13 protein-coding genes are annotated in these 16,006 nt (G+C 63.8%); 9 read left to right on the top strand and 4 right to left on the bottom strand.

The features are described 5' to 3' along the window. Positions 1–85: 85 nt before the first annotated feature. Together phbB and EN749_RS14565 are read right to left on the bottom strand one after the other, a co-directional pair. Positions 86–811, bottom strand: coding sequence for an acetoacetyl-CoA reductase (phbB, locus tag EN749_RS14570; protein WP_023814310.1), 726 nt, complete (start codon positions 809–811; stop codon positions 86–88). A gap of 127 nt (positions 812–938) precedes the next feature. Further along, entirely contained in the window at positions 939–2,117 is a 1,179-nt protein-coding gene (locus tag EN749_RS14565) for an acetyl-CoA C-acetyltransferase (RefSeq protein WP_127809042.1), read from the bottom strand. 301 nt (positions 2,118–2,418) lie between these two features. On the opposite strand from EN749_RS14565, the gene phaR reads away from it, so the two are divergent. Then, positions 2,419–3,030: a polyhydroxyalkanoate synthesis repressor PhaR gene (phaR, locus tag EN749_RS14560; RefSeq protein WP_027037157.1), complete on the top strand. Its 612-nt coding sequence runs from the start codon at positions 2,419–2,421 to the stop codon at positions 3,028–3,030. Between the two features lie 21 nt (positions 3,031–3,051). On the opposite strand, the gene EN749_RS14555 is transcribed toward phaR, so the two are convergent. Continuing rightward, positions 3,052–4,191, bottom strand: a complete 1,140-nt coding sequence (locus EN749_RS14555) for a citrate synthase (RefSeq protein WP_128363398.1) — start codon at positions 4,189–4,191, stop codon at positions 3,052–3,054. A 92-nt stretch (positions 4,192–4,283) separates the two neighbouring features. Between EN749_RS14555 and EN749_RS14550 the strand changes: the two genes are divergently transcribed. The 3 genes from EN749_RS14550 to EN749_RS14540 all read left to right on the top strand — a co-directional run bounded on the left by EN749_RS14550 (position 4,284) and on the right by EN749_RS14540 (position 7,521). Continuing rightward, complete coding sequence (locus tag EN749_RS14550; protein ID WP_128363397.1) at positions 4,284–5,372, top strand: citrate synthase/methylcitrate synthase; 1,089 nt, start codon at positions 4,284–4,286, stop codon at positions 5,370–5,372. 186 nt (positions 5,373–5,558) lie between these two features. Continuing rightward, positions 5,559–6,341: a 3-hydroxybutyrate dehydrogenase gene (locus EN749_RS14545; protein ID WP_128363396.1), complete on the top strand. Its 783-nt coding sequence runs from the start codon at positions 5,559–5,561 to the stop codon at positions 6,339–6,341. Between the two features lie 46 nt (positions 6,342–6,387). Further along, entirely contained in the window at positions 6,388–7,521 is a 1,134-nt protein-coding gene (locus EN749_RS14540) for a patatin-like phospholipase family protein (protein WP_128363395.1), read from the top strand. A 21-nt stretch (positions 7,522–7,542) separates the two neighbouring features. On the opposite strand, the gene EN749_RS14535 is transcribed toward EN749_RS14540, so the two are convergent. After that, entirely contained in the window at positions 7,543–8,142 is a 600-nt protein-coding gene (locus EN749_RS14535) for a TetR/AcrR family transcriptional regulator (RefSeq protein ID WP_128363394.1), read from the bottom strand. A gap of 122 nt (positions 8,143–8,264) precedes the next feature. On the opposite strand from EN749_RS14535, the gene EN749_RS14530 reads away from it, so the two are divergent. The 5 genes from EN749_RS14530 to EN749_RS14510 all read left to right on the top strand — a co-directional run. Further along, on the top strand, positions 8,265–8,726 hold the full coding sequence (locus tag EN749_RS14530; RefSeq protein ID WP_128363393.1) for a (2Fe-2S)-binding protein: 462 nt from the start codon (positions 8,265–8,267) through the stop codon (positions 8,724–8,726). A gap of 5 nt (positions 8,727–8,731) precedes the next feature. After that, on the top strand, positions 8,732–11,005 hold the full coding sequence (locus EN749_RS14525; protein ID WP_128363392.1) for a xanthine dehydrogenase family protein molybdopterin-binding subunit: 2,274 nt from the start codon (positions 8,732–8,734) through the stop codon (positions 11,003–11,005). After that, positions 11,002–11,610, top strand: a complete 609-nt coding sequence (locus tag EN749_RS14520) for a hypothetical protein (protein WP_128363391.1) — start codon at positions 11,002–11,004, stop codon at positions 11,608–11,610. The genes EN749_RS14525 and EN749_RS14520 overlap by 4 nt, the downstream gene beginning before the upstream one ends. 154 nt (positions 11,611–11,764) lie before the next feature. Next, entirely contained in the window at positions 11,765–12,937 is a 1,173-nt protein-coding gene (locus EN749_RS14515; protein ID WP_127809049.1) for an efflux RND transporter periplasmic adaptor subunit, read from the top strand. A gap of 82 nt (positions 12,938–13,019) precedes the next feature. Continuing rightward, positions 13,020–16,006: efflux RND transporter permease subunit (locus EN749_RS14510; RefSeq protein WP_145990919.1), on the top strand; the 2,987-nt coding region annotated here is incomplete at its 3' end.

The following is a 16,006-nucleotide window of genomic DNA, read 5'->3' as shown; positions in this document are numbered from 1 at the left end:
GCGCTGTATCGGAGCAGTTGCGTCTAAAGACGAACGTGCCGGCGACACCGCCGGCACGTGCACGTTTCAAGCCACGTGGTTGTCGTCAGGCGAAGTATTGGCCACCGTTGGCCGTGATGGTCGAGCCGGTGATGAAGCCTGCATCTTCGGATGCGAGGAAGACGACGCAGCGCGCGATTTCTTCCGGTTCGCCGAGGCGGCCGACGGGGATTTGCGGGATGATGCGGTCGTTGAGCACCCTCTCGTCGATCGCCTTGACCATCTCGGTGGCGATGTAGCCAGGGCAGATGACGTTGACAGTGATGCCCGCGCGAGCTCCCTCTTGAGCGAGGGCTTTGCTGAAACCGATGTCGCCAGCCTTGGCGGCGGAATAGTTGACCTGGCCGGCCTGGCCTTTCTGGCCGTTGATCGAGGAGATGGTGATGACGCGGCCGAACTTGCGGTCGCGCATGCCGCTCCACAGCGGATGCGTCATGTTGAAGACGCCGGACAGGTTGGTGTCGATGACCTCTTTCCACTGCTCGCGCGTGATCTTGTGGAACATGGCGTCGCGGGTGATGCCGGCATTGTTGACCAGCACCGAAACCGGGCCGAGATCGGCCTCGACCTGCTTGATGCCGGCGGCGCAGGAATCATAGTCGGCGACCGACCATTTGTAGACCGGAATGCCGGTCTCGGCCTTGAATTTCGCCGCTGCGGCGTCATTGCCGGCATAGTTCGCCGCAACCGAATAGCCGACGGTCTTCAATGCGATCGAGATCGCCGCGCCGATGCCGCGCGATCCGCCTGTGACGATTGCTACCTTGGTCATGCGTGTTCCCTCCCTTTGGTCGGGAGAGCGAATAGGGAGTAGCGAATAGCGAGTAGGGATCTACGTCCCGTCGCGCTGACGCAATTCTTCCCTATTGACTACTCCCTATTTGCTACTCACTTCTTTTTCAGAGTGCTTCGATGCACATGGCGACGCCCATGCCGCCGCCGATGCACAAGGTGGCGAGGCCTTTCTTGGCGCCGCGCCGGCGCATTTCGAAGACCAGCGTGTTGAAGACGCGGGCGCCCGACGCGCCGATCGGGTGGCCGATGGCGATGGCGCCGCCGTTGACGTTGACGATCGAAGGATCCCAGCCCATGTCCTTGTTGACGGCGCAGGCTTGGGCGGCAAAGGCCTCGTTGGCCTCGACCAGGTCGAGATCGCCGACCGACCAGCCGGCCTTTTCCAAGGCCTTGCGCGATGCTGGGATCGGGCCGGTGCCCATAATCTGCGGATCGACGCCGGCGGTTGCCCAGGACACGATGCGTGCCAGCGGGGTGATGCCGCGCCTCACCGCTTCCGCCTCGCTCATCAGCAGCGCGCCGGCGGCACCGTCATTGATGCCGGAGGCGTTAGCGGCGGTCACCGTGCCGTCCTTGTCGAAGGCCGGCTTCAGCTTGGTCATGGCGTCGAGCGTGGCGCCGTGGCGGATGTATTCGTCCTGGTCGACAATGGTGTCGCCCTTCTTGCCCTTGAGTGTGACGGCGACGATCTCGTCCTTGAACTTGCCGGCCTTCTGCGCGGCCTCGGCCTTGTTTTGCGAGGCGAGCGCGAACTGGTCCTGGTCTTCGCGGGTGATCTGGAACTGACGCGCGACGTTTTCGGCGGTGTTGCCCATGTGATAGCCGTTGAAGGCGTCCCACAGCCCGTCCTTGATCATGGTGTCGATCAGCTTGAAGTCGCCCATCTTGACGCCGGCGCGCAGGTGCTGGGCATGCGTCGAAAGCGACATCGATTCCTGGCCGCCGGCGATGATCACCTTGGCGTCGCCGATGGCGATCTGCTGCATGCCGAGCGCAATGGCACGCAGGCCCGAGCCGCAAACCTGATTGAGGCCCCAGGCGGTGGTTTCCTTGGGCAGACCGGCATTGATCGATGCCTGGCGGGCCGGGTTCTGGCCTTGCGCGGCGGTCAGCACCTGGCCGAGGATGACCTCGTCGACCTCGCCTGGTTCGACACCGGCACGTGACAGCAATTCCCTGATGACGACGGCACCGAGCTCATGCGCCGGGGTGGCGGCAAAGGCGCCGTTGAAGGAGCCGACCGGCGTGCGCGCCGCACTGGCAATGACGATGGAAGCGGACATTTTCTTCTCCAGACTTCAAGGGTGTTGCTCTGTCGTTGGGGACTTTTCTTGCCCTTTCCTAACCCCAAGTCAAACCGGAAATGGGCATGGCGCCCATGCGCCGCAAGCAGGCCGTGCCTTGCCATGGCGACCATTCGTCCATTGCTGCGCAGCATATTTTGCCTGCTATGCAGCATTTAGTGATCCCGCACTGCACAAACTGCTTGGAATTGTGAAGCTTTTGCGCATATCCTCAAAAAAAAGGCACAATCGTTATCGGCGGCTTGCTCAGAGGCGCGCCGGTGTCCCCGGGAGGATGTAGATGGCCGCTAAAGACGATCCGATCATCATCAAGAAATACGCCAATCGCCGCCTCTACAACACCGGCACCAGCACCTATGTGACGCTCGAGGACCTCGCCGAGATGGTCAAGAAGGGCGAGGAGTTCACCGTCCAGGACGCCAAGACCGGCGACGACATCACGCATCCGGTGCTGACACAGATCATCTTCGAACTGGAGAACAAGGACGGGCAAAACATGCTGCCGATCCCGTTCCTGCGCCAGCTGATCGCCTATTATGGCGACCAGATGCAGATGATCGTGCCGAGCTTCCTCGAACAGTCGATGCTTGCCTTTTCCAAGGAGCAGGAGCGCTTTCGCGAGCAGATGAAGGGGGCGATCGGCAAGTCGCCGCTCGACATGATGAAGATCACCACGCCGATCAAGGCGCTGGAGGAACAGACACGCCGCAACATGGAAATGTTCCAGAATGCGATGCGGCTGTTCACGCCGTTCCCGCCCGCCGGCACCGCGCCAGCCGCCGCGCCGTCGCCCGAGCCGGCCAGGAAGGAAACGTCAGAAAAACCCGACGATCTTCAGGAACTGAAGGACCAGATCGCGGCCATGCAGCGCAAGCTCGACACGATGTCCTGAGCGCTTGGCGCTCTTGCAACCCTACACCAGCACGCCCTCATAGCGGCCGCGCGGCCTGATGACACTTCCGCTTGTGATCTGTTCGACCGTGTGCTCGGCCCAGCCGACGCTGCGTGCGAGCGCAAACAGGCGAAACGGCGCATCGCGCGGCAAGCCGAGGCTGCGCGTCAGCGCTGCCAGCCCAAAGTCGATATTGGGAAGCGCGCCGGTCGCCGCAAAGGCAGCGTCGCGCAGCGACGATAGTGTGCCGTCAACCTCGATCACCGACAGCAACGCCGCCCCTCGGGGATCGCCGTCAGGATAGAGCTGATGACCGAACCCCGGCAATGGCCGGTCGTGGCTGAGCCAGCGCCGGATCGTCGCATCGGCGCCATGTCGGGCCGCATCCTCGGCCAGTTGCATCACCGCCTCGGCGGCACCGCCATGGCGAGGGCCTGACAGCGTCGCGAGCCCGGCCAGCAGGCAAGCGGCCAGCGGCGCGCCGGTCGAGGCTGCGACGCGCGCGGCGAAGGTCGACGCATTCAGTTCATGATCGGCAAGCAGGACAAGCGCGCGGCGGATCGCATTGGCGCCGCCGGCGTCCACCGACCAGGCTTGCGCCAGCCGCTGATGGACGGGATCTGGTCCTGCCGGTGCGCCCAGCGCGGCGACCAGCACGCCGACAGCGTGCGCGGCATCGGCATGCAGCGAGGCCCGGTTGCGCCCAATCGACGGGCGCCCTTGGCCGGCAAGCACGGCAAGTTGCGCAAAAGCCGAGGCCCGGCCGGCTTGATGGGGCACATCCGGCGACGGTGCTTCGAAAGCCACCGGTTCCGGCAGAGCCCAGAGAATGGCGGCGGCTTCTTCCAGTGTGGCGTGCCCGGAGAGCACTGCAGCGTCCTGCCCGCGATAGATGAGCCGACCGTGCGAGACGGTCGAAATCGCCGTTGCGATTGAGGGTTCGCCCCAGGCAATGGCGCTTTCAGCGATGACTGATGGGCTCCGTCCGCGCGCCCGGCGGGTCGCCAGTGCGGCGATATCGTCGGCGCGGTACTGGCTGCGGCGCGGATCGGCGCGGTCGGGCCGCATACCGATGCGCCCACGGCTGACATAGGCGTACAGCGTCTGCGCCCGCACATTGAGGCGCTCAAGCGCCTCTTCCCGGGACAACCACTCGGACATATCGAGCCCTGATATTGATTCTATTGATCAAGATTGATGGAAACGTTGCCCATCTCTATCTCCGATCGGGAAATGCTTCAAGGAGACAGGCTATGGCGAATGGGCTAGATGATGTGGTGGCGGCGGAAACCGTGCTTTCCGATGTGGATGGTCTTGGTGGCCGTCTGACGATCCGAGGTCATTCGCTGCCGGAGCTGGCCGGCCGCTTGAACTATGCCCAGGTGATGCGGTTGCTGCTCGACGGCTTCTTCGACGACCTTCCCGATGAGGCGCAACTGACGCGGGCACTGGGCCAGGCACGCGCTGAGGTGTTCGAACGGCTCTTGCCCTCGCTGCCGCTGCTGGCGTCGCTCGATGTTTACAGCGCCATGCGCGCCGGCATGGCGCTGCTGCCGGACGGCAACACGCTGACGGACGCATTGCGGCTGATCGCGGCACCTGCCGTGCTGACACCGGCCCTGCTGCGCCTGCGGCGCGGCGAGCAGCCGATCGCGCCGGACAGCCGCGCCGATCATGCCGCCGACATGTTGAAGATGCTGAGCGGCAGCGTCGCCTCGACGGCGCTGGCGAAGGCGCTCGATACCTATCTCGTGACCGTCTGCGATCATGGCCTCAATGCGTCGACCTTTGCGACGCGCGTGGTGGCCTCGACGCAGGCCGGCCTGACATCCTCCGTGCTGGCCGGGCTCGGCGCGCTAAAGGGGCCGCTGCATGGCGGGGCGCCCGGTCCGGTGATCGAGATGCTGGATGCGATCCAGGCGCATGGCGATGCCGCCGGCTGGCTTCGCGACGAGATCTCGCACGGCAGGCGCATCATGGGTTTCGGGCACCGCATCTACCGTGTGCGCGATCCGCGCGCCGATGTGCTGAAGGCCGTCGTGCGGCAACTCGGCGGCGAGGGCGAAACCGGCCGCCGGCTGGCATTCGCGGAGACAGTGGAACAGGTAGCGCTCGACGTGCTGCGGATCGCCAAGCCGTCGCGCTCGCTGCAGACCAATGTCGAGTTCTACACCGCGCTGCTGTTGGAGGCGGCGGGCTTTCCGCCACAAACCTTCAGCAATGTCTTTGCCGCTGGGCGCGTCGCCGGCTGGATCGCGCATGCGCGCGAACAGCAGACGACCGGGCGGCTGATCCGCCCGCAGTCACGCTATGTCGGGCCGGTGCCGGAGCTGGCTGCCTGAGGCTTATCGGCGCCTGGCGAGCGACGGGCGATCCAAACGATATCCTCCTGGTGAGCGGCCGTGTGGCCGCTCATGACGAAAATTTCATCTCCTCGGAAATTCTGGCCGCTGTTATTGCGTCGCATTGAGCATATATGCTGCAGTGCAACATAAGCTCGCTCTTGCCGCAACCAGAGGACTCCACCCTTGGCCGCCAGAAAAACCGCAGTCATCACCGGCTCCACATCGGGCATTGGCCTGGCCATCGCCCAGGCGTTGGCGGCCGAAGGCCATAATGTCGTCGTCAACTCTTTCTCCGACACGGAAGCCGACCACGCCGTCGCCGATGCGATCGCCAGACAGCACAAGGTGAAGATCGCCTACATCAAGGCCGACATGTCGAAACCGGCCGAATGCCGGGCGCTGATCGCCAAGGCGGCTGAGACATTCGGATCGGTCGATATCCTCATCAACAATGCCGGCATCCAGCATGTCGCGCCGGTTGAGGACTTTCCGATCGAGAAATGGGACGCCATTATCGCAATCAACCTGTCGTCGGCGTTCCACACCATTGCAGCCGCGATCCCGCTGATGAAGGAGGCCGGCGGTGGCCGGATCGTCAACATCGCCTCGGCGCACGGCCTGGTCGCGTCGCCGTTCAAATCGGCCTATGTCTCGGCGAAGCATGGCATCATGGGTTTGACCAAGACCGTTGCGCTCGAACTGGCGCGTGAAAAAATTACCTGCAACGCCATCTGCCCCGGATATGTGCTGACGCCGCTGGTTGAGGCGCAGATCCCCGACCAGATGAAAGCCCATCAGATGGATCGCGAGACCGTCATCCGTGAGGTCATGCTGGACAAGCAGCCGACCAAGGAATTCGTCACGGTGGAGCAGATCGCGGCAGCGGCGGTGTTCCTGTGCTCGGACGCGGCAGCGCAGATCAACGGCACGCATCTCTCGGTCGATGGCGGCTGGACCGCCGCGTGAGGCGCAAAATCTTCTCATCTATCCAAAACGAACCAAGGACGACGCCATGACCAAAAACGGCAAGGCGGAGGAGACAAAGAAGAAGATCAACATCGCGCTTCAGGGCGGCGGCTCGCACGGGGCCTTTTCCTGGGGTGTGCTCGACCGCCTGCTGGAGGACGGACGGCTGGAGATATCAGCAGTGTCCGGCACCAGCGCCGGCGCCATGAACGCGGTGGCGCTGGCCGACGGATATGTGCGCGGAGGTGTCGAGGGAGCGCGGCAGAAACTTGACGATTTCTGGCGCGCGGTGGCGGCCAAGGGCCGGTTCAGCCCGGTACACCGCATGCCGTGGGATGTCGCCTGGGGCAACTGGTCGATCGAGAATACGCCTGGCTATGTCTTCTTCGACACCATGTCGCGGGTGTTCTCGCCCTATGTCGCCAATCCGCTCGGCTTCAACCCGCTGCGCGACGTGGTTCAGCAGGAGATCGATTTCGACAATGTCCGCGCCTGCAAGTCGATGGAACTGTTCATCTCGGCGACCAATGTCGAGACCGGACAGTTGCGCGTCTTTTCCGATGGCGAGATCGACCTCGACACGGTGATGGCCTCGGCCTGCCTGCCGCAACTGTTCCGTGCTGTCGAGATCAAGGGGGTGCCCTATTGGGATGGCGGCTATGGCGGCAACCCGGCGCTTTATCCGTTCTTCAAGACGGCTGCGACCGAGGACGTGCTTCTGGTGCAGATCAATCCGGTGGTACGGGAGGGAACACCAAGAAGCGCCAACGAGATCCAGAACCGCATCGACGAGATCGCCTTCAACGCCGGGCTCCTGCGCGAATTCCGCTCGATCGCCTTCGTCAAGGAACTGATCGCCGCCGGCCGTCTGCCGCATGGCGAGTACCGCGACATCCGCATGCACCGCATCGATGCCGATGAGGCATTCAAGGACCTGTCGGCGTCCTCGAAGGTCAACGCCGAATGGGCGTTCCTGACCTACCTGCGTGATCTCGGCCGCACCGCCGCCAGCGACTGGCTGGAAGAGAATTACGAGGCCGTCGGCAAGCGTCCGACGCTCGATCTCTCCGGCGAACTCGATGACGGCTTCAAGCCGGTGCGCGGTCCGGCACCTGGCCGGCGGGTCAAGGAATTCCTCGCTGTGCGCAAAAATCCGGAGGTGGTTCGCCGTCGGGCCTGAACTGAAAACCCGATACTGGTTTCATCGAGCTTTCAAGGTCAGGTCGATCACCCTGATCAGGGCAGCGGCTGCCTGCCGCTGCCCCTCCGGATCTCTGATCCGCGCCTTCATGCCTTCCAGCCCGTCGAGCAGCATGTCGGCAAGCAGTTGCGCCGACAGGCCTCTGGCCGCCAGGTCGACGCCGTTCCTGGCTGCCTCGCGCTCTATCGCGGCGCCGATGTGTTGGCCAAGCCCGCCGCGCCAGCAGCCCACCAGATCGCCAAGGCTCGATTTCATGTCCAGCAATTCGGCGCCGTGCGGCGAAGCAACGACCGCGCCCATCATTGAGATGAATGCCTCGTCGATGGCCCGCATCATGCGCTCGGTGAAAGCACCCTCGCCGGCTAGAGCCGTTTTTGCTGCCTCGACCGAGCGCGACAGGATCATCATGGCGATGGCGCGGAAAATGTCGGTCTTGTTCTTGAACAGGAGATAGAGCGCCGGGCGCGACATGTCTGCGGCGCGGGCGATGTCGTCCATGGTGGTGCGGGTGAAGCCATAGGCCAAAAACACCTTCATCGCGCCGTCCAGGATGCGGACGCGCTTGGGATCTATGGCGGCGATGTCTTCGATCGGGTTCATGGAGCAATTCTATCCTGCAAAATCCTATTTGACAAAATGACGAAATTTGTCAATCTGTATCGGAGCGAAACGTTCGAGAGGACGCTTCGCCTTGGCAGTGGACGACAACAAAGGGTATCCCCATGCGCCTTACCGTCGACGGTCAGTCTTTCGATATCGATGCCGATCCTGAAATGCCGCTGCTGTGGGCGCTTCGCGATCTCATTGGCAAGACAGGGCCAAAATTCGGCTGCGGCATCGCAGCCTGCGGCGCCTGCACAGTTCACGTTGACGGTCAGCCGGTGCGTTCCTGCTCACTCCCGGTTGGGCAGGTCAGCGGCGCTATCACGACCATTGAAGGCATCGGCACCGCGGGGAAGCTGCATCCGGTGCAGCAGGCATGGCTGGAGGAACAGGTCGCGCAATGCGGCTACTGCCAGGCCGGCCAGATCATGAGCGCGGTGGCGCTGCTCGATGAAGTCGCCGACCCAAGCGATGCCGACATCGACAACGCCATGGGCGGCAATCTCTGCCGCTGCGGCACCTATCCCAAAATCCGCTCGGCCATCAAGAAGGCCGCGGTACTCAAGACGGCGGGGCTCTGATCACCATGGCCAGTGTTGGAAAGATCGCCCGCCGCACGTTTCTGATTGGTGCTGCCGCCGTCGCGGGCGGCGTTGCCGTCGGCTATTATTACTATCGCAAGCCCTTTCCGAACCCGCTCGAGGCCGAACTCGGCAAGGGCGAGGCGACGTTCAACCCCTATGTGAAGATCGGCGCCGACAACACCATCACCATCGTCGCGCCGCGCGCCGAGATGGGGCAAGGCATCTCGACGACGCTGGCGGCCATGGTCGCAGAGGAACTCGACGTCGGGCTCGACCGGGTCAAGGTCGAGCATGGACCGGCATCCCATGCCTATTATAACGCCGCGATCCTTCAAGAGGGCGGTCCGTTCGCCTTCTTCGACGAGAGCATGACGGCGCAAGCGGTGCGCTCGGGTCTCGGCGTGGTCGGCAAGTTCCTTGCCCTGCAGGGCACCGGCGGTTCGGCTTCGACACGCGATGGTTTTGACAAGATGCGGCAAGCGGGTGCCGCTGCCCGGCAGATGCTGATCGCGGCTGCGGCGCAAGAACTGGGTGTTGCCGCAGCCGATCTGGAAACGGCCGACGGTTCGATCCTGCACAAGGCGTCGGGCAAGTCGCTGACCTATGGCGCGGTCGCCGCGGCTGCCGCCGCGATGGCGCCGCCGGACGAAGTCAGGCTCAAGGACAAAGCCGACTGGAAGCTGCTGGGAAAGCCGCAAAAGCGCATCGACATGCTGGCCAAGGTCACCGGGGCGCCGATCTTCGGCATCGATGTCAGGCTGCCGGACATGCTCTACGGCACGGTCAAGATGAGCCCGCGCTTCTGGGCCAAGCCGGTCAAGGCGGACCTTTCCAGGGCCGAAAAAATGCCCGGCGTGATCAAGATCGTGCCGCTTGAGACGAATTATGGCCATGGCTTCGGCATCATCGCCGACAACACATGGGCGGCATTCAAGGCGGCCGAGGCGATCGACGCCCAGTGGTTCGATCCCGAATACCCGCTCGGCAGCGCTGCCATTTCAGATGTGCTGAAGCAGGCGCTTGCCACCAAGGGGTCGGTGATGCGCGACAATGGCGACGTCGATACCGCTTTTGCCGACGCGCCGCGCGAAAGGATCGTCGAGGCAGACTATTCCGTGCCCTATCTGGCGCATGCGACGATGGAGCCGATGAACGCCACGGCACAGTTCAAGGACGGTGCGCTCGACATCTGGTGCGGCAACCAGGCGCCGACCCTGGTGCGGCAGCTTTGCGCCAACGCGGTCGGCATCGAGCAGGACAAGATCAATGTGCACACCACCTTCATGGGCGGCGGTTTCGGCCGGCGCGTCGAGGTGGATTACGCACTGTGCGCCGCGCTGATGGCGAAGGAGACGGGCGGGCGTCCGGTCAAGGTGACCTGGACGCGTGAAGAAGACATGCGCCACGACGCCTACCGGCCAGCCGCAATAGGCAAGTTCCAGGCGCGGCTCGGCGACGATGGCATGCCAGTGGCCGTCGACATGAAGATGGCCTCGCCATCGGTGATTGCCGGCATGCTGCGCCGGCTGTTCCCCTCGATATCGCCGCTCGGTCCCGACAAGACCATCGTCGATGGCGCCTACGACCAACCCTACTCCATCCCGAATTACCGGGTCACTGGTGTCGCAGCGCCGGTCTCCATCCCCGTCGGCTCCTGGCGCTCGGTCGGCAGCTCGGTCAACGGCTTCTTCCACGAGGGCTTCATGGACGAGATCGCCATTGCCGGAAAAATCGATCAGGTCGAGATGCGCAAGAGACTGATGGCCGCTTATCCCTCGGCGGTGAAGGTGGTGGAGAAAGTCGCCGCGATGGCGAAATGGGGCGAGGCGCTGCCCGCCGGCAAGGCCAGGGGTATCGCCTTCACGCTGTCCTTCGGCAGTTGGGTCGGCGAGATCGTCCAGGTGGCGGACACGCCGGCCGGCATCCGCATCGAGAAGGTGTGGATCGCCGCCGATGTCGGCACCGCGCTCGACCCTGGCATCATCGAGGCGCAGTTGATCTCGGCGGCCATCTACGGTCTTTCGGCGGCGATGGGGCAGGAAATCACCTTCGCCGACGGCATGGTCGAACAGTCGAACTTCCACGATTTCGACGCCATGCGGATCTTCCAGTGCCCGGTATTCGAAGTTGCCATCCTGGAAAACTTCCACAGGATGGGCGGCGTCGGCGAGGTCGGCACACCGCCGGCGGCTCCGGCGCTCGCCAACGCCATCTTCGCGCTCACCGGAAAGCGCATCCGCACGCTGCCGCTGTCGAAAACGGTGGCCTTCGCATGAAGAAGCTCGTCATCATGCTGACGCCTGCTGCCATGCTTGTGCTCGCAGCATCGTTTGCGATCGCGCAAGAGAGCCAGACGCCGGCGCCGGTGGCAGTCGACACAGCAAAAGCCCTGTCCGAATGGGACAAGGTCTATGCGGTGTTCTCGCATCCGCGCTGCGCTGACTGTCATGTCGCGGACGAGCGACCGCGCTGGTCGGGTGCGCATTACGGCGGCACGCGCGTGCACGCCTTCAATGTCCAGCGCGGTGCTGACGGGTCGGGCTTCGGCAGTCCGGGCCTGCGTTGCATGACTTGCCATTTCTCCAGCAATTCCAAGGCATTGCACGGGCCGCCCGGGGCCGAGAACTGGCATCTGGCGCCAGCCGAGATGGCCTGGTTAGGCAAGTCCTCGGCCGAAATCTGCGCCCAGATCAAGGATCCCCTGCGCAATGGCAACCGCAGCTTGAAGGACATCGCGGTGCATGTTCGCGACGACAGACTGGTCGCCTGGGGCTGGGCGCCGGGATCGGGTCGTGAACCGGCTCCGGGCTCCGCCGAAGCGACCTATCAAGCGATCGAAAACTGGGCGGCGGCGGGCGCATCTTGCCCGGTGGCGCAATGATCTTGCAACTTTCAGACTATATTGCGGTGCAACTTTGATGTAGAAGCGCGCTTCGCCGATCACGGCAAATTGAACACGGCCCGGCGCGCACCCATATCGGCGACGCGCCCGCGTTATGAGGACGCTGGCCGAACCCGCAGTGGAAAAAACGAGGATGAGAATCAGGTTTCACAAGCTTGCAGCCGTTGTTGTGCTCATTGGTTTCGCGGCATGGATGGCGACAGGCGAGTTTTCGTCAGTCGGCAGCGTAGCCGCCAACAAAGCCAAGGCAGCCGAAGCCGAACAGGCCAAGGCGCCCGATGCGGCGAAGCCCAAGCAGGCGGAAGCCGAGCCGAAGGCACCGCTGCGCACGGTCGCTGTGGTGACGCCGCCACGCAAGACCTATGCACGCGCCATCCGCATTTCCGGGCTGACCGAAGCCGACAAGCGGGCGGTGCTGGCGACGCGCGTCGCCGGTGTCATCGACAAGCTGCCTGTCAAGCAAGGCGATCACGTCAAGACGGGGGATCTGGTGCTGATGCTTGCGGCGGAAGAAAAGATCTCGATGGTCGACAACGCCAAGCAATTGGTGGTGCAGCGCCAGGCCGAGCTGGACGCAGCCTTGCGGCTGATGAAATCAGGCAATCTGCCGAAGCTGCAGCTCGACACCGCGCGCTCGAACCTGACCTCGGCGCAGTCGCAGCTGGAAACGGCACAGGCCGAACTCGACCGCAACGAGGTGAAGGCGCCTTTCGACGGCGTTATCGACCGGGTGCCGGTGGAACTTGGCAGCTCCATCATGCAAGGCGGCGAGGTGGCGACCATCCTCAAGCTCGATCCGGTGATTGCCCGCGGCGAAGTCAGCGAGCGCGATCTCGGCTACCTCAAGCTCGGCGACAAGGCCACCATACGGCTGGTCAGCGGCCAGACCGTCCAAGGCACCGTGCGCTACATCAGCCGCGACGCCTCGTCGGCGACCCGCACCTTCCGCGTCGAGGTTGCCGTCCCCAATGCCGACGGCTCGGTGCCGGCCGGCATGACGGCGGAAATCTCGCTCAACGCACAGCCCACCGACGCGGTGCTGCTGCCGCGCTCGGTCGTGACGCTCGGCGACAAGGGCGACCTCGGCATCCGTGCCGTGGGCAAGGACAACAAGGTAGCGTTCTTCCCCATCGACCTCGTCGATGACACGCCGACCGGCCTCGTCCTCGGCGGCATCCCGGCCGACGCCCGCATCATCGTCGCCGGCCAGGAACTGGTGAAGGAAGGCGATCTGGTCAATCCGGTCGAGGCCGACCAAGCGATCATCAAGAAGCTGCTCGGCGAAGCGACGGCCGGCACGCAGTAGGAAGAGATCGCGACGGCCTAGCCCTGGGCGGGGACAATCGGCTGCGACGCAGCTCGTGGAAATTCAAGAACAGGCGTTAGCCATGGATATCGTCAGACTCGCAATCAACAATGCCCGCCTGACCATTTCGGTCCTCGTCTTCCTTCTGCTGGCGGGCTGGGTCGCCTATCAGGCGACGCCAAAGGAAGCGGAGCCCGACGTTCCGATTCCGATGATGTATGTCAGCCTGATCTACCAGGGCATTTCGCCCGAGGATTCGGAGCGGCTTCTGCTGCGGCCGATGGAAAGCAAGCTGAAAAGCCTGAAGGGCCTCAAGGAGATGCGTTCGGCCGCCTTCCAGGGCGGCGGCTACGTGCTGGTCGAATTCCAGCCGCAGACCAATCTGGCCACTGCGCTGCAGGACACGCGCAGCAAGGTGCAGGACGCCAAGGCCGACCTGCCGCAGGCGGCGGAAGAACCCGTCGTCACCGAAGTCAACATTTCCGAATTTCCCGTGCTCGTCGTCACGCTCTCGGGAAATCTGCCCGAACGCGTGCTGACCGCCGCCGCGCGTGAACTGCGCGACCGCATCGAGGAGGTTCCCGGTGTTCTCGAGGGCTCGCTGCAGGGTGCGCGCGACGATCTCGTCGAGGTCGTCATCGATCCGATGAAGCTGTCTTCCTATGGGCTGCAACTCGATCAACTGATCGGTGCGGTCGGCAACTCCAACAGCCTGGTCGCCGCCGGCAATATCGAAGGCTCGGAGGGCAAATACGCCGTCAAGGTACCGTCGCTGATCGAAACGCCGGAGGATGTCGCCGCACTGCCGGTGGTCGCCGGCCCCAATGCCGTGGTGCAGGCCAAGGACATCGCGACGATCCGTTCGACCTTCAAGGATGCCGAGACGGTGACCCGTCTCAATGGCAAGCCGGCCATCGCCATCGAAGTCAAGAAGCGCATCGGTTCCAACCTGATCGACACCATCGCCAAGGTGCGAACGGTGTCCGACGAGTTCGTCAAGTCGATGCCCGAGGGCATGAACGTCACCTACACGCAGGACAAGTCGGTCTTCGTCAACCAGCTGCTCGGCGACCTGCAGAACCATGTGATGATCGCCGTCATCCTGGTGTTCATCGTCATCCTCTACGCGCTGTCCGGCCGCGCCTCGCTGCTCATCGGGCTTGCGATTCCGTCGTCCTTCCTGATCGGCATCCTGCTGCTGGCGATGATGGGCTACACGATCAACATGATCGTGCTGTTCAGCCTGATCCTGGCCGTCGGCATGCTGGTCGACGATGCCATCATCGTCACCGAGTTCGCCGAACGGCGGATGAGCGAGGGCATGCCGAAGGAGGAAGCCTTCGCGCTCGCCGCCAAGCGCATGGCCGGTCCGGTCATCGCCGCGACGATGACGCGCATCGCCGCCTTCTCGCCGCTGCTGTTCTGGCCGGGCATCATCGGCGACTTCATGAAGTACATGCCGATCACGCTGATCGTCACGCTATCGGCCTCGATGCTCTACGCGCTTGTCTTCGCGCCGACGCTGGGTGCGATCTTCGCCAAGGCGCCGCCGCATCATGAGGATGACAATCGCGACGGCTGGTACATGGCGATCGTCAAGCAGGCGGTGCGCTTCCCCATCACCGTGCTGGTGCTGACCGTCGCGCTCTTGTTCGGCGTCGGCTTTGCCTATTCGAAATACGGCGCCGGCGTCGAGTTCTTCCCGAATGTCGAGCCGGATTATGGCCTGCTCTACGTGCATGCGCGCGGCAATCTTTCGCTGGCCGAAATGGATACCGCGACCAAGATCGCGGAAGACAGGCTGCTCGGCTGGCCGGGTGTGAAGTCGGTCTACACCCGCGTCGGCAAGACGCAAGGCGGCGGCCAGGATATCCCCGAAGACGTCGTCGGCGTCATCCAGTACGAATTTATCGACTGGCGCGAGCGCAAGTCGGCGAACCACATCCTGGACGATCTGCGCGGCGTCATGGCCGGCATTCCCGGCGTCGATGTCGAGGTGCGCGTGCCGGAAGCCGGTCCGCCGACCGGCAAGCCGATCCAGATCAGGCTTTCGGCCGTCGACCCCAAGGGGCTCGACGACAAGGCCCGTGAGGTCGCGGCGCGCATCGGCAAGGTGCCCGGCGTCATCGATATTTCCGACGGCCTGCCGCCGCCCGGTGTCGACTGGGCGCTCGAGGTGGATCGTGCCAAGGCGGCGCAGTACGGCATCAGCCCAACCTCGGTCGGCACGGTGGTGCAACTGGTGACCAACGGGTTGAAGCTCTCGGAATACCGGCCCGCCGGCGCCGACGACGCGGTCGACATAAGGCTGCGCCTGCCCGAAGACCGGCGCACGCTGTCGACGCTCGACGAACTCAGGGTGCAGACCTCACAAGGCTCGGTGCCGATCTCGAACTTCGTCGTGCGCAAGCCCGAGCCGACGGTCGGCATCCTCAACCGCATCGACGGCGCGCGTACGGTGGTCGTCCAGGCCAACGTCGCCGCCGGCGCTCAGGTCGCGGCTGTGCAGGAGCAGGTCACCAAGGCCGTCTCCGACATGGATCTCGGCAGCGGCATCCGCTGGAAGCTGGCCGGTTCGAACGAGGACAGCGCCGAAGCCAGCGCCTTCCTCAGCAAGGCCTTCGGGGCGGCGATCTTCCTGATCTTCCTGGTGCTTCTGGCGCAGTTCAACAAGTTCACCAGCGTCTGGCTGGTGCTGTCCTGCGTGGTCATGGCGACGATCGGCGTGTTCCTCGGGCTGCTGATAACCGGCGAGACGTTCGGCATCGTCATGTCGGGCATCGGCGTCATCGCTCTGGCCGGCGTGGTGGTGAACAACAACATCGTGCTGATCGACACCTATGACCGGCTGCGTGAAGAAGGCTGGGACAAGGTCGAGGCGGTGCTGCAGACTTGCCGCGAGCGCGCCCGCCCGGTCGTGCTGACGGCTGTGTCGGCCATTCTCGGCGTGCTGCCGATCGCCTTCGGCCTCGGGTTGGAAATCTTCCATCACGAGACGACGATCAACGCGCCGTCGACGCAATGGTGGATTTCGCTCTCCTCGGCGATCGTCTTCGGCCTGTCCTTCGC

This window comes from Mesorhizobium sp. M7A.F.Ca.ET.027.02.1.1 (assembly GCF_004022985.1).
Lineage (GTDB): Bacteria > Pseudomonadota > Alphaproteobacteria > Rhizobiales > Rhizobiaceae > Mesorhizobium.
Note: the sequence above shows the minus strand (reverse complement) of the source record. Positions and strands in the feature narration are given on the sequence as shown.

What these genes read in the sequence shown, in the direction of transcription:
- phbB (WP_023814310.1), bottom strand. Translation starts at nt 811, where the DNA reads ATGACCAAGGTAGCAATCGTCACAGGCGGATCGCGCGGCATCGGCGCG.
- EN749_RS14565 (WP_127809042.1), bottom strand. Translation starts at nt 2,117, where the DNA reads ATGTCCGCTTCCATCGTCATTGCCAGTGCGGCGCGCACGCCGGTCGGC.
- phaR (WP_027037157.1), top strand. Translation starts at nt 2,419, where the DNA reads ATGGCCGCTAAAGACGATCCGATCATCATCAAGAAATACGCCAATCGC.
- EN749_RS14555 (WP_128363398.1), bottom strand. Translation starts at nt 4,191, where the DNA reads ATGTCCGAGTGGTTGTCCCGGGAAGAGGCGCTTGAGCGCCTCAATGTG.
- EN749_RS14550 (WP_128363397.1), top strand. Translation starts at nt 4,284, where the DNA reads ATGGCGAATGGGCTAGATGATGTGGTGGCGGCGGAAACCGTGCTTTCC.
- EN749_RS14540 (WP_128363395.1), top strand. Translation starts at nt 6,388, where the DNA reads ATGACCAAAAACGGCAAGGCGGAGGAGACAAAGAAGAAGATCAACATC.
- EN749_RS14535 (WP_128363394.1), bottom strand. Translation starts at nt 8,142, where the DNA reads ATGAACCCGATCGAAGACATCGCCGCCATAGATCCCAAGCGCGTCCGC.
- EN749_RS14530 (WP_128363393.1), top strand. Translation starts at nt 8,265, where the DNA reads ATGCGCCTTACCGTCGACGGTCAGTCTTTCGATATCGATGCCGATCCT.
- EN749_RS14525 (WP_128363392.1), top strand. Translation starts at nt 8,732, where the DNA reads ATGGCCAGTGTTGGAAAGATCGCCCGCCGCACGTTTCTGATTGGTGCT.
- EN749_RS14520 (WP_128363391.1), top strand. Translation starts at nt 11,002, where the DNA reads ATGAAGAAGCTCGTCATCATGCTGACGCCTGCTGCCATGCTTGTGCTC.
- EN749_RS14515 (WP_127809049.1), top strand. Translation starts at nt 11,765, where the DNA reads ATGAGAATCAGGTTTCACAAGCTTGCAGCCGTTGTTGTGCTCATTGGT.